The 21,612-nt window shown below is 59.1% G+C and carries 22 protein-coding genes and 1 pseudogene; 8 read left to right on the top strand and 15 right to left on the bottom strand.

Features of this window, described 5'->3' with window-relative positions; all coding sequences use genetic code 11:
• Positions 1 to 4: 4 nt before the first annotated feature.
• Both NK8_RS42085 and imuA read right to left on the bottom strand, forming a co-directional pair.
• Positions 5 to 1,477 (bottom strand): DNA polymerase Y family protein, encoded by a 1,473-nt coding sequence (locus tag NK8_RS42085; protein ID WP_075644520.1) that lies wholly within the window; start codon positions 1,475 to 1,477, stop codon positions 5 to 7.
• Positions 1,401 to 2,107 (bottom strand): annotated as a pseudogene (imuA, locus tag NK8_RS42080) (translesion DNA synthesis-associated protein ImuA). Before imuA ends, NK8_RS42085 begins: the two are co-directional and overlap by 77 nt.
• A 455-nt stretch (positions 2,108 to 2,562) precedes the next feature.
• On the opposite strand from imuA, the gene NK8_RS42075 reads away from it, so the two are divergent.
• On the top strand, positions 2,563 to 2,862 hold the full coding sequence (locus NK8_RS42075; protein WP_213234557.1) for a flagellar transcriptional regulator FlhD: 300 nt from the start codon (positions 2,563 to 2,565) through the stop codon (positions 2,860 to 2,862).
• Positions 2,863 to 2,864: 2 nt separating this feature from the next.
• Positions 2,865 to 3,449, top strand: a complete 585-nt coding sequence (gene flhC, locus NK8_RS42070) for a flagellar transcriptional regulator FlhC (protein ID WP_062257100.1) — start codon at positions 2,865 to 2,867, stop codon at positions 3,447 to 3,449.
• Positions 3,450 to 3,453: 4 nt separating this feature from the next.
• On the opposite strand, the gene NK8_RS42065 is transcribed toward flhC, so the two are convergent.
• The 4 genes from NK8_RS42065 to NK8_RS42050 form a co-directional block, all read right to left on the bottom strand.
• Positions 3,454 to 4,932 carry a 3'-5' exonuclease gene (locus NK8_RS42065; RefSeq protein ID WP_213234556.1) on the bottom strand — a complete coding sequence of 493 codons (1,479 nt, stop codon included), beginning with the start codon at positions 4,930 to 4,932 and terminating at the stop codon, positions 3,454 to 3,456.
• Positions 4,933 to 5,013: 81 nt separating this feature from the next.
• The gene (locus NK8_RS42060; protein ID WP_225936695.1) at positions 5,014 to 5,337 is read right to left on the bottom strand and encodes a hypothetical protein; all 324 of its coding nucleotides are present in this window, start codon (positions 5,335 to 5,337) and stop codon (positions 5,014 to 5,016) included.
• 68 nt (positions 5,338 to 5,405) lie between these two features.
• Positions 5,406 to 5,810 carry a hypothetical protein gene (locus NK8_RS42055; RefSeq protein WP_062257096.1) on the bottom strand — a complete coding sequence of 135 codons (405 nt, stop codon included), beginning with the start codon at positions 5,808 to 5,810 and terminating at the stop codon, positions 5,406 to 5,408.
• Between the two features lie 266 nt (positions 5,811 to 6,076).
• Positions 6,077 to 6,535, bottom strand: coding sequence for a hypothetical protein (locus NK8_RS42050; RefSeq protein ID WP_213234555.1), 459 nt, complete (start codon positions 6,533 to 6,535; stop codon positions 6,077 to 6,079).
• A gap of 162 nt (positions 6,536 to 6,697) precedes the next feature.
• Here NK8_RS42050 and NK8_RS42045 point away from each other — a divergent pair, with 162 nt between their 5' ends.
• Positions 6,698 to 7,342, top strand: coding sequence for a TetR/AcrR family transcriptional regulator (locus NK8_RS42045; RefSeq protein ID WP_213234554.1), 645 nt, complete (start codon positions 6,698 to 6,700; stop codon positions 7,340 to 7,342).
• Positions 7,343 to 7,517: 175 nt separating this feature from the next.
• On the opposite strand, the gene NK8_RS42040 is transcribed toward NK8_RS42045, so the two are convergent.
• Positions 7,518 to 8,630, bottom strand: a complete 1,113-nt coding sequence (locus NK8_RS42040; RefSeq protein ID WP_213234553.1) for a radical SAM protein — start codon at positions 8,628 to 8,630, stop codon at positions 7,518 to 7,520.
• Positions 8,631 to 9,344: 714 nt separating this feature from the next.
• Between NK8_RS42040 and NK8_RS42035 the strand changes: the two genes are divergently transcribed.
• Positions 9,345 to 9,806 carry a hypothetical protein gene (locus NK8_RS42035; RefSeq protein WP_041733777.1) on the top strand — a complete coding sequence of 154 codons (462 nt, stop codon included), beginning with the start codon at positions 9,345 to 9,347 and terminating at the stop codon, positions 9,804 to 9,806.
• A gap of 117 nt (positions 9,807 to 9,923) precedes the next feature.
• On the opposite strand, the gene NK8_RS42030 is transcribed toward NK8_RS42035, so the two are convergent.
• Entirely contained in the window at positions 9,924 to 10,856 is a 933-nt protein-coding gene (locus NK8_RS42030; RefSeq protein ID WP_213234552.1) for a site-specific integrase, read from the bottom strand.
• A gap of 47 nt (positions 10,857 to 10,903) precedes the next feature.
• Positions 10,904 to 11,641, bottom strand: coding sequence for a nucleoside 2-deoxyribosyltransferase (locus tag NK8_RS42025; RefSeq protein WP_213234551.1), 738 nt, complete (start codon positions 11,639 to 11,641; stop codon positions 10,904 to 10,906).
• A 259-nt stretch (positions 11,642 to 11,900) separates the two neighbouring features.
• Between NK8_RS42025 and NK8_RS42020 the strand changes: the two genes are divergently transcribed.
• Together NK8_RS42020 and NK8_RS42015 are read left to right on the top strand one after the other, a co-directional pair.
• Positions 11,901 to 13,598: a methyl-accepting chemotaxis protein gene (locus NK8_RS42020; RefSeq protein ID WP_213234550.1), complete on the top strand. Its 1,698-nt coding sequence runs from the start codon at positions 11,901 to 11,903 to the stop codon at positions 13,596 to 13,598.
• Positions 13,599 to 13,638: 40 nt separating this feature from the next.
• On the top strand, positions 13,639 to 14,082 hold the full coding sequence (locus tag NK8_RS42015) for a response regulator (protein ID WP_213234549.1): 444 nt from the start codon (positions 13,639 to 13,641) through the stop codon (positions 14,080 to 14,082).
• Between the two features lie 86 nt (positions 14,083 to 14,168).
• On the opposite strand, the gene NK8_RS42010 is transcribed toward NK8_RS42015, so the two are convergent.
• From NK8_RS42010 to NK8_RS41990, 5 genes are all read right to left on the bottom strand, one after another.
• Positions 14,169 to 14,471, bottom strand: coding sequence for a hypothetical protein (locus NK8_RS42010; protein ID WP_213234548.1), 303 nt, complete (start codon positions 14,469 to 14,471; stop codon positions 14,169 to 14,171).
• A 102-nt stretch (positions 14,472 to 14,573) separates the two neighbouring features.
• Entirely contained in the window at positions 14,574 to 15,077 is a 504-nt protein-coding gene (locus tag NK8_RS42005) for a hypothetical protein (protein ID WP_213234547.1), read from the bottom strand.
• A 21-nt stretch (positions 15,078 to 15,098) separates the two neighbouring features.
• Entirely contained in the window at positions 15,099 to 15,407 is a 309-nt protein-coding gene (locus NK8_RS42000) for a DUF3717 domain-containing protein (protein ID WP_225936694.1), read from the bottom strand.
• A gap of 294 nt (positions 15,408 to 15,701) precedes the next feature.
• On the bottom strand, positions 15,702 to 16,283 hold the full coding sequence (locus tag NK8_RS41995; protein ID WP_213234546.1) for a hypothetical protein: 582 nt from the start codon (positions 16,281 to 16,283) through the stop codon (positions 15,702 to 15,704).
• A 545-nt stretch (positions 16,284 to 16,828) separates the two neighbouring features.
• Positions 16,829 to 17,023 (bottom strand): CsbD family protein, encoded by a 195-nt coding sequence (locus NK8_RS41990; RefSeq protein ID WP_213234545.1) that lies wholly within the window; start codon positions 17,021 to 17,023, stop codon positions 16,829 to 16,831.
• 1,666 nt (positions 17,024 to 18,689) lie between these two features.
• On the opposite strand from NK8_RS41990, the gene NK8_RS41980 reads away from it, so the two are divergent.
• Positions 18,690 to 19,376, top strand: coding sequence for a TetR/AcrR family transcriptional regulator (locus NK8_RS41980; protein WP_062257220.1), 687 nt, complete (start codon positions 18,690 to 18,692; stop codon positions 19,374 to 19,376).
• Positions 19,377 to 19,924: 548 nt separating this feature from the next.
• Positions 19,925 to 20,593 (top strand): TetR/AcrR family transcriptional regulator, encoded by a 669-nt coding sequence (locus NK8_RS41975; protein WP_062257222.1) that lies wholly within the window; start codon positions 19,925 to 19,927, stop codon positions 20,591 to 20,593.
• 7 nt (positions 20,594 to 20,600) lie between these two features.
• On the opposite strand, the gene NK8_RS41970 is transcribed toward NK8_RS41975, so the two are convergent.
• Positions 20,601 to 21,536, bottom strand: a complete 936-nt coding sequence (locus NK8_RS41970) for a LysR family transcriptional regulator (protein WP_062257225.1) — start codon at positions 21,534 to 21,536, stop codon at positions 20,601 to 20,603.
• Between the last annotated feature and the right edge of the window lie 76 nt (positions 21,537 to 21,612).

Below are 21,612 nucleotides of genomic sequence, written 5' to 3'. Positions count from 1 at the left end.
CGCTTCACCCGAACAGGCCGTGCAGGAACCATCGGGGATCTTCTTCGGCGCGGCTGCCGACGCGCTCACGGTAGATCCAGTAGCAGGTGTGGTCGTCGGCTTCCGCGACAAAGTAGTCGCGCGTGACGAGCTCACCGGCCCACCATCCCGCTTCGACGCGCTCACCGGGCGAGACGGTGCGCAGCGGACTGCCGTAGAACGGCCGGTGCTGGCGCGTCATCAGTTGGATGGGCGTCTCAAGCAGCCATGAAGGGCGCGGCTGATCGCCGGGCAGCGGACAGCCTTTGACGTCGCTCGACACCGGCACCCAGTTCGATACGATCTCGGGTCGATGGTCGGCCACGGGCGCCGCGCGCAAGACGTTCTCATGGCCAAGCCGCGCGACGAGCAGTTCCATCAACCGATTATGGTCGGCCGCGCTCCCGCCTGGCTCAGGAAATAGCGTGTCCGACGGCGGCTCGGCCGCTTCGACGTCATTCACTTCGAGGCGCACGGCGATGACCGCGGCCGCAAGCTCGACGCGCCCCAACCGTTCCTTGAGCAAGCGCGTCAGATGTTCCTCGTGCCAAGTGGGTTCAGCGAGCGCCACCTCAATCGTCGTTGGCGGCAACGCCGCGCGCCCGCGCTCATGTTCGAGCTCGATCGAGAAGCGCGTGAGCGCCAGTTGCTTGCTCGCGAGCCAACCGGTCAACTGCACGATGAGCCGCCGCGCCACGAAGAGCACGGCTTCCGCATGCTCGACGCGATCGGGCAACTCGATCCGTGCGTTGAACGACGGCGGCGTCTGGACCCATTCATAGAGTTCGGGCGCTTCGCCGACGGCGCGATCGAGCGTATCCAGCAGCGCGGTACCGCAGCGCTTCTTGAGACCGGCGCGCGGCAAGCGCCGCAGGTCCGCCACGCTCGTGCATCCGAGACCGTCGAACCAGTCGGCATAGCGTCGAGCTTCCAACACCAGCAAGGCGGGCAAGCGCGGCAATTGACGCATCAGCGATCGAATGGAAAGACGGCGGCCGCCGCGATAGCGGGCCATGAGCCATGCGCTCTGGCCGGTGGGCGCGACGCTCATCCGGACCGTGAAGCCGAAGGCGGAGAGCGAGGCGCGGATCGCGCGTCTGAGCGCGCGCACCCCGCCGAAGAGGCGCAAGCTCGCGGAGACGTCGACCAGCACCGTCTGCTCCTCAGCGATCGACACTTGCGGACTGAACTGCATGAGAGCAGTGGCCACGTCCGCGACGGCCTGCTGCTCCTTCAACTCGTCTTTGTCGTGAATGCGCGCATCGGGCGCGAGTGTGAGAACGCCGCCTTTGCGCATGCCTACGCGAACGCCAGCGTCGTGCGCTGCCTGATCGAGCGCGACGACACGCTCGTGATCGAGCACCACCAGGCCGGAAGTCGTATCACTCGTGGACGACCAGCTCGGCTGGAAGACTTCTCGGCTGAGGTGCGGCAGATACACGCCGATCCACACTTGCATGGCGATTCAACAGGATAGGCGAATGGGTCAGTCCAACGACAAGCGGTTCGTCACGCGCTGGACCGCGGCGCTTCACGAACTCCAATGAAACGCTGTCGCACGCAGGGCGCACAGCAATGCGAAGCGGGGCAGGCGACGTATCGCTCGCAGCGGCGAGCGGCCGGACCATGAAGAACAACGACTCGCTCGTCTGTGCGGCAAGGTGCAGGCGGCGTAGCGCTTCCGGTCGCACATGCGTTTGCCAGAAGATCAGTGCGCCGAACGTCGCCGCACGAAGGATCTGCTCGCCCGCCCAAAGCGCATCGGCGGTCTTCTGAGCGCGCACGACGTTGATCGACGTCTCAGGCAGACCCCAGTACGCCGCTGCTTCCGGCTGAAAGCGGTGCGGCGGCTGCAGGAAAGCAATGCGCCGTTGGGCGACAGCTCTCAGCGCCGGCAGCAGCAATCGCATTTCGCCAACGCCCGGCTGCTGCACCAGCAGGTCGGTCAGCGCGCCCTTGGGCCAGCCGCCCCCCGCAGTTCTGCGGCAAGCGTCTCAGATCCACACGGCACGACGTTCACGCGAGCAGAGGCCAGCTGCGAACCCCGCCACAAACTTGGATGAATGTCCTCGAGGGCTAACGCTCCCATGTCGAACCCCGTACTGTATGTTTGTACAGTAGTCTACACGATGCAGATAGCGAATGGTCCCGACCTTCAGAGCGGCAGGCTGGGCTTCGAGCGAACTGGCAGAGGTAACTCTGTCGTTTTCTTGCATCAGTCGGGTAACTCCCTACCGGGTAGACATTACCGATCTTCCTCGTCGTTCGCAGGGAGCAGTCGCGGGAAGGAGCGTGCAAGTGGCATGCCTATGGGCAATAAAGCCAAGGTTTGAGCGACGGCCTCAGTAGTTCCGGCTTTACGAATGGATTGAAAAGCGGAAGAAATTCCTTTCTTCGCCAACGATTGCGCGAGTCAGTTCGGGTGTAGCAAACGATTTCGACGTGTAACTAAATGTTGCAAATCGCCATATGTAGTCAGACAATTCGCTCACGCCCTGACGAACGGCGCAATGAGCAAGTCGAATCACTATCCAGTCCGCCGCCATGATCCACGCTTCTTCTGACCTTGGTTCTATCCGCGAATTGAACCTGTCGTACTTGATGCTCGCGCAACGCGTCCTCGCATCGGATCGCGAGGCGGCACAGTCGCATCTGGGGCTCTCGACGGAAATGGCGGATACGCTGCTCACGCTCTCCCCGGCGCAAACTGAAAAACTCGCGTCGTCGTCGCAAGTGTTGTGCTTCTTTCGCATGAGCGCCGATGCGATGCTCACGGGCCTCGCCGGTCGCAGCAGCGAAGCGGCGGTTTCCGCCATTGCAAATGACGCTCTTCTGGCGGCCTAATCATGACCACGCCCACGCCTTCGAAGAGCATGGCTGACGAAGCTGCTCAGGTCATGCGCGCGATCGCGCTGATCAAGCTCGGCGCTCGCATGCAAGTGCTGGAGTCGGAAATTCCGACGATCTCGCGTGAGCGGCTCATTCGCCTGTATCGCGAAGTGAAGGGCGCATCGCCGCCCAAGGGCATGCTGCCGTTCTCGGAGGACTGGTATCTGACGTGGGCACCGAACATCCATACGTCGATGTTCGCGAACGTCTACGCCTTTCTCGAAGCGAACAGCAAGGGCTTGGACCGCGTGGATCTGCTGACTCGCGCGTACTCGCTCTATGCCGAGCACTTCGACATGATCGGCGAGCCGTTGCAAATGGACCTGACGCGCGCCTGGACCTTCATCCGTTTCAAGGACGCCGGCATCCTGCGTCTCGCCGGCTGCACGCGTTGCCGCGGCAAGTTCGTTGCGCACGCCCATGAGCCGTCGCATTCGATGGTGTGCGGCATTTGCCAGCCGCCGTCGCGAGCAGGCAAGACGAAGGCGGCCGCGAAAGCCGCGCTCGAGCGCGACGCCGCCTTGCAGGCAAAGGCGGCCTGAGCGTTTATCCGCGAGCGGCCTTCGGCACGTTGAAAAGCCGAAGCAGTTCGTCGCGAACATCCGAGATGTCGAGCACGTGCTGCGCGCGCGTGAGCGCGACATACAGCAGCCGCATCTCGTCCTCGTCCAACGTCAGCCGCCCATCGACCATCTTGAAGCGGAAGTCGTTGACGATCCGCACCCGCTTCCATTCCAGTCCCTTCGCCCGATGGATGGTCGAGATGACATAGTCAGCTTGGCCTTCGGGTGTCTGACGTCGAGCGAGCGCACGCAAGTAGTCGGTACCGCGATCGTCGACGATCTCGACAACAGGCAGCAAGTCGCGCCCGACCGCGCTGCGCGCAAATGCTTGCGCCTCTTTCCAGTTCTCGAATAGCGATAGGGCGGTTGGCCGGAAAGTCCGCCTTCCGTTGAGTAACTGATCGGCGCCGTCCGCAAAGGCAATGATCTCGCTCGGGTTCATGCGAAGCGCCGGTCGGTGCCCCATCTCAATGCCCGCCGCGAACTGCCAGATTGCCGTCGCATTCTTGCGGCAAAGTACCGCGTCCACGGGCGGCTGCACTGACGGATCTTCGACCATGATCGAGCCGATGGTCGGCTGGCCTCTGATCGGTGTGCTCTCTCCAAGTAGCGCAAGCACGCAACTCGCGAGTCCCGCGAAGGTGGGCCCGAAACGAAACGACTCAGTCAGCGGCCGCTCCAGCGCATTGATCTGCGCCATCGCGTTGACCGCACCGCGCCATTCATAGATTTGCTGATACGGGTCGCCTACGTAGATCTTCTGCGCGTGTCGTTGCCGGGAGAGGACGGACAACATGATGCCGTCGCTGTCCTGGGCCTCATCGAACAAGATGAAGTCGGCGTTGATACGCGGATTCGATTGCGCCCACACCTTCAGATAAACGTCTGGCTGTATCGCCTTCAGGCCGCGAGGGTTGACGCTTTCCGCCCATAACCGCCCAATGCTGGGCGCAAGCTGCTCACGCAGCCAGTCGGCCGCATCGTCGCGGATCTTTTCGTCGACCGGTATGTGGAAGGGCTGCGGCGTATCGTCGGCCGACCGGCAGAAGCGGCCGAGACCGTCTGCGATCATCCGGCCGACCTCGAACGGCGCGACCTCCGCATTCTTTCCTGAGATCGTCGGTACTTCGATAGGACCGAACCCATAACGGGCGGCCAGTTCGTGCGGTGGCTCTGACGGCAGATTAATGCGGGCGGTCAGCCACGTGGGGGCGCTAGCGTAGGCCAGCGAATGGACCGTGCGGGCTGAGACGTTGGCCGGAAAGCCCCGGCGCGCCGAATCCGCGATCTCCTTGTTGAACGCCAAATAGCTACCGCGCTGGCCAGTGAGTTGCTGAGCGACGAGCTGAAGCGTCGAAGTCTTGCCTGCGCCCGCATACGCTTTGACCTTCAGGTCGCCGCCGCCTTTTGCGGCTTCGACGACGGCTTCCTGTTCCGCCGTGGGTTTGTATGCCTTGGCCACCGATCGCTCTTCCAACGAAAAGAAGCAGTGTGCCGCAAGTTCGACCGACGGGCGCTGGCGCGGCCGCCGCTCTCGCTACTGCTACTTGCGTCCGTCGGCGATGAAGCGAGGCGGAAAGATGATGCAGCCGTGTTCGTCGCGCTCGACGGGCAGGTCCGAACTGTCCAGCATCTTCTCAACGTCCTCGACCGTCGGCAACGGCGGCCAAGGCCACGCTCGAGTCGCCCACGTTGGAATCTCGGGCCGCCGACTGAAGCCAAACTCCTCTGGCTCGTCCCAGATAGCGGCAGATGTCTCGTTGAGGATTTGCTCCATGTACGCGACGTGCTCAAGGCGCATCGACCACCAAGCGCCGCGAATGCGGTCTTCGCCGGCGATGACCGTGCGCGACTCGAGATCGAGCACGAACCGGTGCTTCATGTACGGGTCGCTGGCCCATAACGAATCCCACTCGCCGACCGCATATCGTTGCTTCACTCCTGCCAATAGTGTCCCCATTGGTGGCGTTCGCGCGCCTCGATGGCCACCGCCATGATCTCGCCCAGACCAAAAGCTGCATTGTCACGTTTTACCGCGATGAACCGGTCGACAAGCGAAGGCGCAACCCGGAGCATGCACAACGCTTTCAGTTCGACATAGTCGAACAGGCTAGTCATTATTGGCCGATTCGCGACTAGGGCGCTAATCTCGTGGCATAGCATCGCTTCCCGACGATCTCGCAAGCCGCGTTTAGCCATCACGTCGGCAAACACTGCTCGTTGCGCGAGATTGCGGTCCTCAGCAGTAGCGAATTCTTTTGAATCGATCTCAAGTAGTGCGAGGTTGATCTCGTCACCGGCAGCAATGAATTCGGAGAGCACTGGTTCTTCTTGGTACATGGCGATGAGCGTCGTCTTACGGTAGACCCTATTAGCGGCCGCAAACGAACATTCTTAAGAGATTGCCTAACAGCAGGCGACTCTAATCAGCCGCGCAAGAGTTCGTCGAGCCATGCTGCAGCAGGTCGGCGCGCATCAATTCCACGATCAGGGCGATGCTGCTCGTTCGACCCGCGCGTACGCGACAAAGGTCCTGCATCGACAACGCGGCCGACAACCAAATAGGACTCTCGCTCGAGTCTTAGTTTATAGAGCTGACCCTGGGCTCATCCGCGCCGGCGCTTAAGAACTTGCAACAGCCACGCGTCGACGGGGCGCGCACTTGCCAAATCCACAAAAACGGGCAGGCTGCCGCCGACGATATCACGTGACTCTACGGCGACAACGGGGGGCTTCCATGGTTCGCCAACTGGTCGAGTGCTCGGCAGGTCAGCCGCGTTGAAGTCGAGCGAGTATTCGGTGAATCGCCGGTCCGTTTCCACCACGACGCGCGTGCGGTCCACGCGAATTCCCCGAAGCTCCCGGCCGACAATGCGCCCGATGACGACGTCGAGCTCTTGCTCCCGAGCGAGGCGAACGGTTCCTGCGTGGTGCTCACGATGCAGGTGGATCACAACAGCCGCTGTGGGCTTTTCTTCAAGTAGCACCAAGCGGTAAGTCGCGACGCGAGGCTCCCGTTTCTCATTCGCGTAGACGATGTCTCTGAATTGACCTAGATACGCCATGCTCTCTCCGTTAGCTGCCGCGACACCATCGTCACGACTCACTACCCAGCCTACGGAACGGGCAGTGAAGTCAAGGCAAGGCGGCAAACCGATCGAGGGTGCGACGTGGCGTTCATAATGGTGTCGATACAGCCATCCCTGTGCGAACGGGAACTGCGAAAAATGGACAGCAAACCACACAAGCCAACCAAGCGTGATCCAGAGGGGACCCGCCGCCGCATTCTCGAAGCGGCAACGGGTCAATTCGCTAAGTTCGGACTCGCCGGGGCGAGGACCGACGCAATTGCCGAGGTCGCGGGCTCCAATGAACGGATGCTCTACTACTACTTCGGCAGTAAGGAGCTACTCTATGTCGCCGTATTGGAGTCCATGTACGCGGACTACGCGAAGAAAGAGAGCGAGCTCGATCTAAGCGGCCTGCAACCTCGCGAGGCGATGGCAACGCTCGCCAGGTCCATCTGGGCGCACTTTTGGGACAACCCTGAATGGCTTGGCTTGATCAACAACGAGAACCTGCATCAGGGCCGGTACCTCAAGACTTCGCAGAAGCTCAGTGAAACGATCTCGCCAGTGGTTGAGTTGGTCAGGTCGGTTCTTGAACGCGGAGCCGATGCGGGACAGTTTCGCAGCGGCATCGATCCGCTCGATTTTTACGTCACCCTAGTTGGGATGGGCTACTACATCGCTTCGAACCGCTTCACTATTAACGCGTTCACCGGTCGCGATTATGCGCACTGGTCTGATCGGCAGAAAATCTGCGAAATGCATCTGGAGATGCTGGACGCCTATCTGCGTTCAGCAACGTAGCCGCGCAGACGCCAATGTGTTGAGTCGGCACCGGCTGTTGCCGACCCATTTCGGACCTCTAGGCTATCGTGTATTGACGGCCGTAGATGCGGTAAAAGCAGTCATTGGCGGGCGCCCTCAACAATTACTCGCGCGATGTCGTCGCGATTTCGAAGCTATCACACGCTCTGTTTGACTATGATCGCACCGACACAACGGGGATGCGCTTGAGTTGCAACTTATTAGAACTCGCACCTTCGTAAAACGTAGATGTAGTCTTTGGATATTTTGCGTCGACGGTACAACGGACGAAAGCATCGCTTAAAAGTCTTTTTAACCGACAGTAGTCTGAAACTTTAACGTCGCGAGGATTCTTAGCGTCACCTTGCCAGTACCACTTTGTATTCTCGCACGATTCCCACCACGGGCAAGTGGAGCTGGCACAACCGAGCTGCGGATAGTTGGTCTCGGTGAGGCGCTTTAGAACCTGTGAAACCTTGGACGGCACATTTTCAGATGTCATCCGATAACTATTTTCGAGATCTAAATCGCAGATATACGCATCCCTGCCGCCGAACGTTAGTTCTGGGGCGACACTCCCGAATAAGCTCAAGGGAGTCTTTCGAAGAAAGTCACCTATTACGCGACTCAAATTGTCGCCGAGCTCTTGCCACTCTTGCTCGGTCGGCGAACAGTATGCGCCGTAGTTCGCTTCAGCTATCGATGGTATTGCTCCCAATTCCTCATAGAACCAGCGGCAGATCTCGTACAAATGCTTAAAGCAGTCATTCGGCACAACACAAACGCCAGGGATTATTGGCAGCGCTACGGAGTCGAATCGCGCTATCGACCGGACAACCTTAAACGGATTTGGGGCGCCTTTGTCTGGCCGCACCGGGTTCTCGATTGATACTGTCACATGACTCAACGCACTCGCTCGGGCTTTTGAGACCCACTCAGCATCCATTTTTTTGCCAGCGGTTAGGACGAACGGTCGGATGCCCGTCTTTCGATCGGCGATATTGGCCAATTCAAATAAGCGATCGCCAAGAACTGCGGGATCGCCGCCCGAGAAACGATAGCTTAAAATACCCCCAACTTCTTGTTTCCAAAGATTGATAAAAGATAGGTACGTTTCAAACAGCTCATCAGAGATGTCGTAGCTATAAGACTTTCGATCATGTGAAAGGTAATAATGGCAGTATGTGCACGCTGCGTTGCAGCGTCCGGTCACGATGATGCTAAGAGTGTAAAGACGATCGCGATACCTGCGCCCGGGCCCGATTGCGGGTTCCAGCGAATGCGTCATTGCTAGCTCCTTTTCGCGGCGGTCCGTTTTAAAAGGAATCCGAGGACCACATAATCGACAAAAGTCGCGCTGGGGTAACCTTCAATTTGTGGGACTCGAAGATTTTTTCGATCTCTTGCCTCATCTGCTCCGCCTGCAAATGGGGGATGCCAATGTCGGTCCGCGCAGATTGTTCGTCGACAGGGTGTTCCGCGGCTTGCTTTTTCGGCTTCGTCATTTTTCCGCTCCAGACCGTAGCAATGGCAGGGCGGGGGGCATCAACCAAGGCTCCCCCTACAACCCTTTCAGAATAGTACGAGCTTCTGAAGTCAGCTAGGACTTTGTCCTACCGCACTGCGGTAGTTCCAGCCCGGCGAAATCAAGCCCGACCCAATGGTGACAGCCTGAGGCCGGTAATAGTCGAGCTTCGGCCCGTCGTTCGCGACCGGTCATGGGCTGAAATTGGCCGGATTGAGCCGGACGGCTCGCCCTTCGCCGCGCTCCGTCGACGAGTCTCCGCAGCGGCTCCTATCCCGACTCTTTGGTCTGACGAACGCGAAAGCCACGCTCAGGGCCCTTTTTTGCTTTTATCCTAAGGCGGCGGTCAGCACCACGGCGCGTTGTATCGTCTCACAACACCGTGGCTCGGTTCCTTGGCCCGGCAGGCAAGCCATTCGACCAAAGTCATAAACTCGAAGCTGGTTTCCGGAGGGACCTCCAACTGCAGGAGGGGACATGTTTCTATGCTACCTAATTGACCCTGACGGACGCTCGATAACCAAGGTGAATGATGGCTTCGACCGTGCATCGGAGCTGACGGGCAGTGAGCACCCTGGACTCGCCGAATTGTGGACCGATTTTGCGGACTCGACACTTGACGTTGCTTACTCGCCAGACGCAGACGAGCAGCCGTCGTTTCGCGTAGGTCTTTCCTTTGGTGGGAAGACGATAGAGCAGGCGATTAGCGGAAAGGGCGTGTTAATTGCCTGTGGTGAAATCCCTCTCGAAATCGCGCAACAAATACGGACAGCGGAAGCGGTCGAGAAAATCGTCGAGTTTTCACACGCCGGCTATGTAGCCGTTGACAGATGGCTGAAGGGTGGTGCCAGCGTGACGCGCGCGCCAGCTCGACGCGCGGAGTCGACCGGTCGTTTGCGCTTGCAGGAAGACCGGGACAAAGCATCTGGCAAGCGATGATGACTGCTGACGCGCGACGACAGTATTTGCGATCAACGTATTGATCCGTGCTCGGACCACGTGACAGGGGCAAGCGCGTCACGGTGTACGAAAATAACGAGGCCCGGCCGCGAGCCACTAAGCTTGTGCTTCGGACGCTTCACGCGGTACGAATGTTTGACGAAGGCGAGCAGCCGTGCGATGGCTCGACAAGCCCATAAGATTGCTCACCTGCTCGTTGGTCTTGCCGGCGATGATTAGCCGACGACCGAAGGTGTTTCTGAGCAAGCGTGGACTCTCGTCGGCAGCCGACAAGTTCGCGCTGCGTAGAGCCTCGCGGACGCATTTCAACATCGTATCTGGCTGCATCGGCTTGCCGCCCGCCGTGGCGGTGAAAAGCCATTGCGTTGGAGGCTGAATCCGACTGCGGGCCTCGTGATAGCTGCGCAGTACGTCGATCGCGAAGGCATCGATCGGCACCCGCCGCGCAATCCGAGGCCCATGCTTCTCGACGAAGACAGTAGGACGTTCGCTGTGGACATCGAGGTCGTCGACTCGTAGCTGCTTGAGTTCGGCGGCCGTGACCCCTGACGCGAGAAACAGCGCCACGATCGCGGTGTTCCGAAGATCCTTGAAGGCCGCGCCTTCGGTTGCAACGCACACCGCTTGTAGCCGCGCATCGCCTTCCGGTGACAGATAGATCGGTGTTGGCTCGTCTTGTGGCCAGTTCTCGTTGACTAACATCTGCGCGGCGGGATTATCGGCGCGCAGTTCGATGTTCACGAGGTGACGCGCGAATCGGTCGATAAGTTTGAGATAGCGCAGGCGCGTGGTCGTGCCGGGCGCGCAGTCCTGCGCGAGTTCAGCGAAGAATCCATCGATGTGGTCCGCCCCGAAGCTCGCCACCGTCGCCCCATGGGCGATCAGATAGTCGTTGAAGCGCGAGAACATCGAACGGTGCTGGACGATCGACTGGTCGGCGAACGCGCGGCGATCCGCGCCTGTTGCTTCTTCGCGTTGCCATTGGGCATATGCGTCTTCGGGTGCAACAAGCCAAGCATCGTCAGGCATAGAAGTCGATATACTGAAATTCGCTCAACCCAAACCCTACAGCGAAGCTAACGCTTCGCCAACCCCAAGCCACCAACGTAGGGGGCGCCCTCTTCGACCTCGCGTCGCATGGCGTCGAGGCAAGCACCCGGTCCACCGACAACGAGCTGCGCGGAGCATGCCAGCATCAGGTTTACGCTCAGGCCAAAGTCCTCGATTAGGTAGCCGCCGGCACAAAAACCGCCCTCGGCCCCGATCGCCGCTGCCTTCACGCGCTCAACAAGCGTCTCTTCGTTGGATCGATACGCCCATACCGGCTTTCCGAGAGCGGCCGCGAAACCAACTTCAAAAGCCGTCCCGCTGTCTGGTTCACCGGAACCGCGAAAGTCATCGAGGTTCGCCATCACGATATCGGCCGACCGGATCAAGGCGATGTTCGCGGCATATATCCATCGAGCAGCGTCTTGCCGTTGAAGCGAGGAGGGCACTCGTCCGTCGAGTGGATAGAGACCAACGAAGCCGCGATCGCGGCAGAGCTGCTTGAGACGCTCGCCGTGTTCCTTCGCGTCGCGGCGGAAGACGTCGAAGCCCGCGAGGTAGATGCGGGGCTCGCTCGCGGCGCGCTCGATCGGCAGAGGTGAGGGGTCGATCCTTCCTTCTCGGACCCGTCGTTTTATCCGGTTGAGCTGCTTCTTCACAGCCAAGGCGCTCTTGCCGAGACTGTTTGCGATCTGCTCGACCGGTAAGCCCTGGTCGAGCAAGTCCATCACGGCGCGCTGTGACTTGGTCGGATTTCTTTTTTGCATCGCTTCGTGGCGTCGCTGTGCGGCTATTGGATGCCTAGGAGCTTACCAATAACGCCCTTAAGTCAAGTTAGCCAGAGGCGTAGGGCACGTGTGCGGTCATCGTTACCGGTACGCCCCCGTCAGTGCCGCCGTCGAAAATTTCACTGGAGCGCGTGGGGTTTGGTGCCGATAGACACTGATCGCTTTTATCCCAGAAGCGCAAGGCACCGCGACCGCGCGATCGCACTGCCTTTACTGTTGAGCGCTAGAAGCAAGAACAATGAACAACCTGACGATTCGGGCGCGGCTTGCGCTCACCATGGCTTTTCTCGGCTTTCTGCTGGCGCTGTCAGTCGGCTTCGGGTTGTACGGCGTCAGTGCTACCTATTCATCGGCCAAAGACATCTCTGACAATTCGCTACCGGCGGTCAACGCCCTCGGCATATCAAACAACTACATCGCTCGTGCGCGGCTAGCGCTTGACCGCTATGCGATAAATCCGGCGGACAAAGACGCTGGCGGACTGATCGCACGCGCCAATGAATTCATGCGTCAATCAGACGAGTGGTACAGCAAGTATGACTCCCTGCCGCGCGGAGCCGATGAGGACCAACTCGCAAAGAGCGTTGCCGAGTCTCGCGCCGTTATGCGACAGGCACTCAACAGATTCGGCGCTGCGATAGAAGCGGGCGACAACGAGGCGGTCGGCCGCATTGCTTTCCAGGATATGCCGACGTCGTATACCCGTTGTATTGAAGCCTTCGAAAAGCTGCAGGATTTCCAGATTGCCGATGCGAAGCGTCAGACGGCCGAGAGCGACGCCCGCGTGAAAGGGCTGCGCACCCTTGGGGTGTTGGCCTTGCTTGTTGGCGTAGCTACCGCAGCGTTCGGCTGGTTCTTCTTGCGCCGGGCCATCATGACGCCACTTGCCGAGGCGCTGAAGCACTTCGAGCACATATCGGACGGCGATCTGACCCACGAGGTCTCGATTAAGACGCACAACGAGATGGGCCAATTGCTTGCCGGCGTCGCCGCCATGAAAGATAAATTGGCCGCCACTGTCAGCACTGTTCGGCTGAGCAGTGAGGCGATTGCCAGCGCTAGCAAACAGATTGCTGCTGGCAACACGGACCTGTCATCGCGCACGGAGGAGCAAGCAGCTTCTCTTCAAGAAACGGCCGCGAGCATGGAAGAGCTAACCTCCACGGTCAAGCAGAATTCTGAGAACGCCAAGCAGGCGAGCGGGCTGGCGGACAACGCCAACGTCGTCGCCAACGAGGGCAGCGCCATCGTCGGTCAAGTCGTCGACACGATGGCGGGCATTGAGGAGAGTTCCGCGAAGATCGCTGAGATCATCGGGATGATCGAAGGCATCGCCTTCCAGACGAACATCTTGGCGCTGAACGCGGCAGTTGAAGCGGCGCGCGCAGGCGAGCAAGGCCGTGGATTTGCGGTAGTGGCAAGCGAGGTTCGAAGTCTCGCACAGCGCTCATCAGCCGCGGCGAAGGAGATCAAAGATCTAATCGAAAGGTCCGGCAACCGAGTGCAAGCCGGTACGGAACTTGTCGCGCGGGCAGGGGAAACCATGCAGCGGGTCGGCACTGCCATCCAACGCGTCACCGACATCATGGGCGAGATCGCATCGGCGTCGAACGAGCAAAGCCGTGGCATTGAGCAAGTGAACCAAGCCATCTCACAGATGGACGAGGTGACGCAGCAGAACGCAGCGCTCGTTGAGGAGGCAGCGGCCGCGGCAGGTTCGATGGAGGACCAAGCAAAGCAACTTACCACCGCCGTAGGAGTGTTCCGCACCGATCAGACGCTTGCCGTTCAGCCACTCAGTAACAGTGCTGCTCAGACGCCGCGCGCCGCACACGCGAAGAAGAGCGGCACGACGACGCGAGTGCTGAAGCCGTCAAGTGCACCGAAGCCGGCAGCTGTTGTGGCATCGGCTGACGGCGACTGGTCGACGTTCTAAGCTTACCGAGAGGCACGGTGGGAAAAGGAAGAGTTCACAGATGGTAAATGCCAATACGCGTTTGTTGGTGGTCGATGACATGGCCACCATGCGTAATCTGATCCGAAAAATGCTGAGGGCTATCGGTTATACAACCATCGACGAGGCAGAGGACGGCGTTTCAGCGCTCGAGAAGCTGCGCGCGCAACAATTCGATCTCGTCATAACTGACTGGAACATGCCGAACATGGACGGGCTGACCCTCCTGCAGGAGATTCGCAAGTCGGACCTTGCGGAACTGCCGGTATTGATGGTGACCGCCGAAAAGAGGCGTGAAAACGTGCTCGCGGCGATCAGCGCCGGTGCCAGCGGCTATATCGTAAAGCCGTTCTCTGAGGCTGCCCTCGCAGACAAGCTCGCTCAAATTGCGCCGCTCTCGGCAAGCGCCGCACCAACAAATCACGGCGCATCCGTATTCGGCGCAATCTTCGACAGGACGATGTAACGTCGGTCCGACGCGTATCGATCACGGAGACGCACGGGCGAGAGGGCACACTAACTCGGGCTCGTGGTGCGAGGACGACCCGTCCGTCACATGCTGGATAGCAGGATTTTCTCCGCTTCCGCAAGAAGCGCTCGCGCGTACTCGGATGAGAATATATCGTCATTGTGGTCGGTGCGACCGAGAACTACGGGAGTGACAAGCCGCGCCTCTTCAACAAACGCCGAGCGGGCGGCCGCCGATACAAACGTCACATCGGCGACGATTTTCTCCGCTATATCGTCGACTTCCCCAATTTTGACGCCTTCATCAGACACGATCGTCGCGGTCGCGTTGATGCCACGGCGGGTTTCCAGGAACGCTATGGACGAGGGGTCGATACGAAAAGCCATCCAATTTCTCCATCGGTAGCGGCCGAGCAGGATACTCGGCTCACTACCTAGGGTACCGACGCGACAGTATTGTCAAGGCAGCGCCTGACGCGTCTTGGATGCTCAGTGAGATTTAATTTTTCCGGAAGCGATCGCCTTCGCAAGCTCATCGGCAAGAGCCGCTTGCAGCGACGCATGCTTTTCTCGCACGGTCTCGGCGTCCTTAGTAAGTTCTGGAAGATCATGGACCAGAGATGCGATCTCTGCATCCCGTGCCGCGGCCAACTCTGCCAGATTCTCTGGCCGCAATGCGTGCTCGAGGATCCCCGCGTCGATGCCAAAATGCTTGCTGATCGCTTCGCACGCATGTACGAGCGCGAACGACACTTGCTTTTCTTCGTCTAAGCCTTTGCTCTTAGGGCAGAAATAGCCGGCGTACAGAACGTCGCCAACGATCTCCGTCGCGACCCAGTCGGTGAGGTCTTCTTCGAACGCTCGCGTGTCGCTGCTGGCTGAAGCAAACATGCGCAGCGCGTCCGCCGTCGGTACCTCTCGAGAATAGATCTCGACGCGTCCACCGCCGGCCACCGCGTCGACCCACACCAAGGCGCTACGGGCGTTTGACATGTTTGCGCCTCCTCGACGGAATCAAAAAAGTTCCTTCTGGGCGAGCGCCAGACCTATCGCTTCATTTTGTTCTGGCGTCAGGTTTCTCGCTTCGACGCGCTCTCGTTGATGATAGATCATCGTTCCATACACGTCCGCCAGTACTCTTGCTCTGGGGCAGACAGCGAAGTCATCTGTCGCCGCCTGCCGCGATCGCCAGTAGTTGATGGCGTTCTCAATATCAGTAACCCTGTACTCGTTCATCCCTGCTAGCTGCCGTTGCTCTATCAACTCCGGATGATATTCCTCTTCGTCGGGTCTTGTCGCCCGGGCCTCGACGACGCATCTCATTTTCTCCTCAGCGTTAGGGCAACGGCTTTGGCAGAGGGCTGGGCGACACCGTGTAGTGCGTTACTTCGGCTTTCAACTCGTTGGCCAGTTCCGCAGCCAACGCAGCCTGCACGTTTCCGTGTTTTTCGCGCGAACGTTCAGGGAAACACATGTCCGAACTTGATGGCGCAACGATTTATTTTGAACTAGAACGCGCCGAAAGTGGCCGCCTTGAACTTTACTCACGCGAATCGTCGATTGTCGGAACTGCTCGTGGTTGATCGCCCTGCGCGGTGTCGGTGCCGAAGTGCCCGTTCAGGCTGCCTGGCGGCTCTTCAGTAGCTGTCTGATTCCGTCGCGAGTTAGACGGGGGTTTGCTGCCTTCGCCGACACGATCTCCGTCAGTTCGTCGTCCGAGTAGGCAGCGAGAACCGCGAGTTCGCTCGCACTGAAAAGCGCCTCCATCTCGGCGCGGTGCCTGGAATCGACGAAGCGCTCATACGCCCGCAGGTATTGGGCTGTAGTCGCCTCAGAGAACCCGTAGCACGTCTTGGCGAAGGCATAAAACAGCCTCGCCCCCTTTTTCTCGGCCGCGGCCAGGCTCGAGCCTTCAGCCTTAGCGTTCTCAACGCACTGGTCGACCACTTTCTTCTTGGCCGCCAATAAGGCTTCGCCAGCGATAAAAACATTTATTTTTGGCTTCAACATGGCCTTGGTTCCCCCGTCATTGCTTTGTGCGGTACGTATTTGTAGTGGGATCGATTGATGGCTGATGCCGACCCTACCGGTGGATAACGGCATCGCTGCACAGTTTTTTAGCCCTGTGTGCACCTTCCGCCGCTTCTTTATTGGCGCAGGTGGCTTGAGCAACTTTCGCGTTGCCGTCATCTTATGCATCACCAGTTCTCCGCGGTAACCGACTTGCTCAACAGACTCGCGAAGATCGACGACGACTCAACCGACCTCGCGCGTCCGCCCGAACCCCTCAACGAGCAATCTCGCCATTCGAGCCTTCGTTAGGTTAACGTTGTTCAGAGGCGGAACGGGGGCACGCGTAGAGCGTCGAGAGGCACAAGGTAAGAGGGCGAAAGAGCTCCGGCGGCAGAATGTTAGGGGCACCGCCGGCCAGGCAGCGCAACGGCCTCTTTCAACGGTCTTGTCGAGTCTCCCCTTGCTCCATCGAAAGCAGACGGCCCGCGGCGACGTCATCAAGACCCTCCTGAATCAGGCGTCGCTTCTCTGCCTCGCGCGCAAGAAACTGAACCAGCGCCTTCTTGATAATCCACTGGCGGGGCCGTTCAAGAAGCTCCGACAACGCGTCTAATTCCTGAGCAAGGAAGATCGCGCTGTTTTACCGGGAGCAAAACGCCCGCTCAAGGCGGGCGGTGAATGCTGCGGACTAAAGTGTCGAGCCAGATTGGCAACCTGCGCGCGATCCGCAATTACGGCTTCGCCGTATCGTCCGTGGCGTCCTTCAAGTCCTCCTTGGCGTCACCGACGTTCTTACGCGCTTCGCCCTCGACCTGCTGCGCGTCGCCCTTTGCTTCCTGCACGGGGTCGTTCGTCACTTTGCCAATGCCCTCATTGATCTTGCCTTTGACCTTCTCGCCGACGCCCTTAACCTGATCTTCATTCATAGTCGCTCTCCGGTTTGCCTGCGGCATGCAGGTGTCCTGCGGTCAGCGCAAGTTAGATGCCGCGTCGTGGGCGCCAGCGTGCCAGCCGAGCGCGCGCCTACTATATAGAACGATTTGAAGCGTGGGCTACGAAATCCTACCCCAATCCAATGTTGATAATTCGGATTATCACGCTTATTCACCTATGGATGGCGAAAGATTTGCATTTATACGCAATTAAATTGTGTTCTCCGCGACGCTTAGAGTACGGGCATCGACGCGGGAGTAGAAAGTAAGCGTGTCGTCGTGATTCGTATCACGGTTACTGGTCGTGAGAAGTAGGCCCACCAAGAGTTGGGATGCGGCTTGCCGCGGATCTCTGTCGAATGGTTGCGCGCTATGCTGTTACGGGGACTAGGCATTGAAGGGCCCGATGTGCCGTCGAACAGAGCCGACCGGTTGGTGAGCGGGGTGCGGAGGAAGCCGCGCCGTCGGGGTTTCCGGCGCCGAAAGGACGAGGCGGAAGCTTACGACGCGTGGATTCGCGAAGAAGTGCGCACGTCACTTGAAGAACAAGGTGCGGACATTCCTCACGATGAAGCGGTGGCGTGGATGCGCGCACGTATTGCCGAGCGGCGCAAGGTGACGAATGATCGTTGACTGGCGCCCGCGTGCGGAACGCCGACTCGACAAATTACACTCGATCCTCAGCGAAGAAAGCTTCCTCGCGGCCGACGCAGTATTCGACACGATTGTCGCGGCGGCCGCAACATTACCCAACCATCCGCACGCCCACCGCGAAGGCCGGGGTTCCGTACACGCGTGAGATGGTCGTGCTGCCGAATTGCATCATTGTCTATCGCGTGAAGCGCGACCGCATATTGATCGTGAATGTGCTCCACGCGCGCCAACGCTTTCCGTGATCGAGGATGGGTCCGGCGACCGGGCGGTAAGGGACGACGCCTGCGATGGATCGATGCGACGTTGCCGGTATCTAACTGCGCCTCGTCAATTCAATTAGTTGTCCTAATGAAAATGCGATAAATAGATTTATGTCAAATAAACAATGGGCCCGTTGATGCGCCAACTGTGAGTCGCCGTCGCACGTTGCTTCACTGGTCCTCATCAGGGATAAGGGGTAGCCTTGATTTTGATGCAAATCTCCGGTTAGAAGCACTCAAGCGGAATAAGGGTTCGCGTCATGCCCCCAATATTAAAACTAGTAAAATCAACAACTTCCTGTCTGCTACCTTCTCCGACTCGCTACCGATGGCGTAGTACGCGATCCGAAAATGATTGTAGGGTGGGGACGCGGTCGCCGTAACTAAACCGCTCACTGGCTATCGGGACGCTGGCACGCGCGGAGTTTCAAAACGAGGAATCGCTCGGCAGCCCCTAGAGTGGGGTACATAATCGTCGAGTGGGATTCGCGACGGAATCCATCTGCTCGCCGGACTGCGTCAGCGAACACTATTACTGCGGGTCGTTTCCCGCGATGGTGCGTCAAAAACGGCGCGTTGGGCGTCGCGAACAGTTGGTCGACGATTCGCACAGTGTCGAAGTGCGTGCCACGCGGGTGCCCAGTCGCGAATTGACGCGATTGTAAGGTATAGTCACGTTTACCAAACGAACCGTCAGCATGATCTCATCCGTTCAAGATGAGACTTGCTGCAACCGAGACGGAACGATGACCGTGCCAAACCCGCAGCGCAGTACCCGTAAGGGGCGCACATCGAGTGCAGTTTCTTCGGCAACGCCGCCCGACGGCCTGCGAGCCCAAGGCATACGGACGCGCAACGCCATCGTCCGAGTTGCACGAAAGCTCCTGCTTGAAAATGGCCCGATGGAATTCTCGCAGCGCGCCGTCGCTCTTAGCGCGGGAATCAGTGTCAGCAATCTCCAGTACTACTTCCCCACGAGGCCAGCGATCCTGCGCGCGGTTATGGCTCCGGTCATCGAAGGCTATTTCGATGCACTGAAACGTGCGCTTAAGGACAATGAATCGCCTCGCGGAACGATCGAGGCCATCCTAGAGATGTCCCTTGAGGACGCGAAGGATTCGAAGAACATCCCGTTATGGTGGCATTTCTTTTCGCTCGCCGCCACGGATCCCGAGTGCGCCCAAATGCGCGACGAGTGGTACGACACTATGACGAAAGAGTTCACCGAGCTCATTCGTGCCGTGAATCCAAAGCGCGGGGCCACCGAGAGCGCGCACATCGCCGTATTGCTCATATCGATGGTCGACGGCATGACGCTTCACCTCGGAACCGCGCGCAACAAGCGCGCCTATATGCGAGGATTCGAATCAACTTTCCTTTCGGTCGCTCGTAGTCTCGTCTGGGGAGAGTCCTTGGACGTTGAGGCTGCCTAGCGGCCTGGCAACGTGCAGGCGTGACGATGAAGACAGGGAAATTCCCTGTTTTTTTTGATGAAGTTAGTTGGTACAGTTGCCTATGTATTGTACTGTTATCTACAACATCGAGCGGTTTTTCGCTGAGGCGGACTGGTTGGCTAGCGCAACAGTGGGCGGGTTCGCGGAGCGGCGTCCCGTCAAATCTAGCTCCTTCGTGATGCCGCGTGCATGCCCGGCAATCCCCAAGGGGTGGTGATCGCACCGTGTCATGGACTTCCGATCACGACGGCGCAGCGCGCGCTGAAGGAGTTGACCGGACAGCCCGTCGAAAAGGCATCGATGGCGGTATGCAATTCATCACGGTTGCGAGGCGCATGCCAGGCGTGAAGGCGCGCATGATTATCATGACAAGCGGTCGACGGCGGTCGACTACGCCGTTTCGACAACGAACTGTTCGATATGGATAAGACGATGATGTTGTTCGGGAACGGGAACAAAATCGTCCGACACACGAAGAACGCGGCACAGCATGAGCACGCCTCGCACTCGCACTAGAGGTTCTGCCCATGAAACCGAAGCGCCTAACACGAGAGCAAAGAAGGAATCAGACGCGCGATAGTCTGCTGTTTGCAGCGCGCGATATCTTCTCAACGAAGGGTTTCACTGCGGCGAGTGTCGAGGATATCGCGGCCGCGGCTGGATATACGCGCGGTGCGTTCTATTCAAACTTCGAAGGCAAATCGGATCTGCTGCTCGAATTGCTTCAGCGGGATCACGAGGAGGTCCAAGCGGAGTCGCAGCGCAACTTCGACCTGCTTACCGCCCGCGAAGGCGGGATGGTGGAGTCCTCTGACTGTGCTCGACTGCTGGGCAATCGGCCCGCGTCGTTCCTCCTGTGGATCGAAGCGAAGATGTACGCCGCCCGCGACTCGCGTTTCCGTGCGCAACTCTGCACATTGCTACGAAAGAAGCGAGCGCATACGGCGACTTGCATCTCGTCAATTATTGCACGCAACGGCACACAGTTTTCGCTGTCGGCTGACACACTCGCGCTTGCGCTGCTGGCTCTGGGTGAAGGCTTGCAGTCATGGCGCGTTGCTGACCCTTACGAAGTGCCTGGTGAGCAACTCGATGCTTTGGTGTGCGGTTTCCTAGCTTTCATAGGATCTGGCGCGGCCGATCGACACACAAGCAGCGTTTTTTGTGAGGCCTCTGTGCCGCCACGCAACCGATAAGAAGGGCTCATGGCACGGAGCCACGCCCCCGTGACGCCAACGAATCAGTTGACTTTGCCGCCATCAGTTCGACCATTTTGCTTCGAAACCACAGGCTCGCCTGATCCTGCTCGCTGCTTCGATGCCAATACAAGTGCCATTCGAGGCTAGGTATGGGAAACGGCAGTTCAACCATCCGCGCATCGTGACGCTTGAGCAATTGCGTGGGCGCGGTCAGCGCGAGATCGGTTCGCAAGGCAACGAGCGGCGCGACCATGTAATGCTGCACACGTATTTGTATCCGCCGTTGCTTGCCGAGCCGTTTCAGTTCGGCGTCGACGATGCCGCTTCCCTGGCGGCGACTCGACACCTGGATATGGTCAAGCTCAAGGTAGTCGTCCATCGTGAGCGCCTCGCCGGCAAACGGGTGATCGTGGCGCAGCATGCAGGCGTACCGGTCGCAGCCGAGGCGCGTCTGATGCAACTGCGGATCGTCGATCAAGGGCGCGTCGATCGCGAAGTCGATCTTGCCAGTCGCAAGCGCGTTGCTGAGTTCACTGCGCGGCGTGAAATAGGATTCGATGCGCATCCCCGGCGCTTGCTGCTGCAACACTTCGCCGAGCGCGGGCAACAGGATCGCTTCGGTTAGATCCGGCATGCTGAGACGGAAGGTACGCTCGGACGTTGCCGGGACAAACACGTCGCCTTCTGTCGCGCTGGCCTCCAACAGTTGCAATCCTTCACGCACGCGCCCGATGATGTTCTCCGTGAACGGCGTAGGCACCATTCCGGACGATGTGCTGACGAACAGTGGATCATCGAACGCCTTGCGCATGCGTGCGAGCGCATTGCTGACCGCGGGCTGGGTGATGAAGAGCGCCTCGGCCGCGCGGGTCAGGTTGCGCTTCTCGTAGATCGACTCCAGCACCACGAACAGATTCAGATCCAGCTTCGGTGAACGCATCTCACAGTCTCCGTTTGCCCATCATGATAAACGGGAGACGCTGTGATGATGCGTGCGCTTGCTTCGATTTCGCCAG

The organism is Caballeronia sp. NK8, assembly GCF_018408855.1.
Lineage (GTDB): Bacteria > Pseudomonadota > Gammaproteobacteria > Burkholderiales > Burkholderiaceae > Caballeronia.
This window is presented reverse-complemented; position numbering and strand designations above follow the sequence as displayed.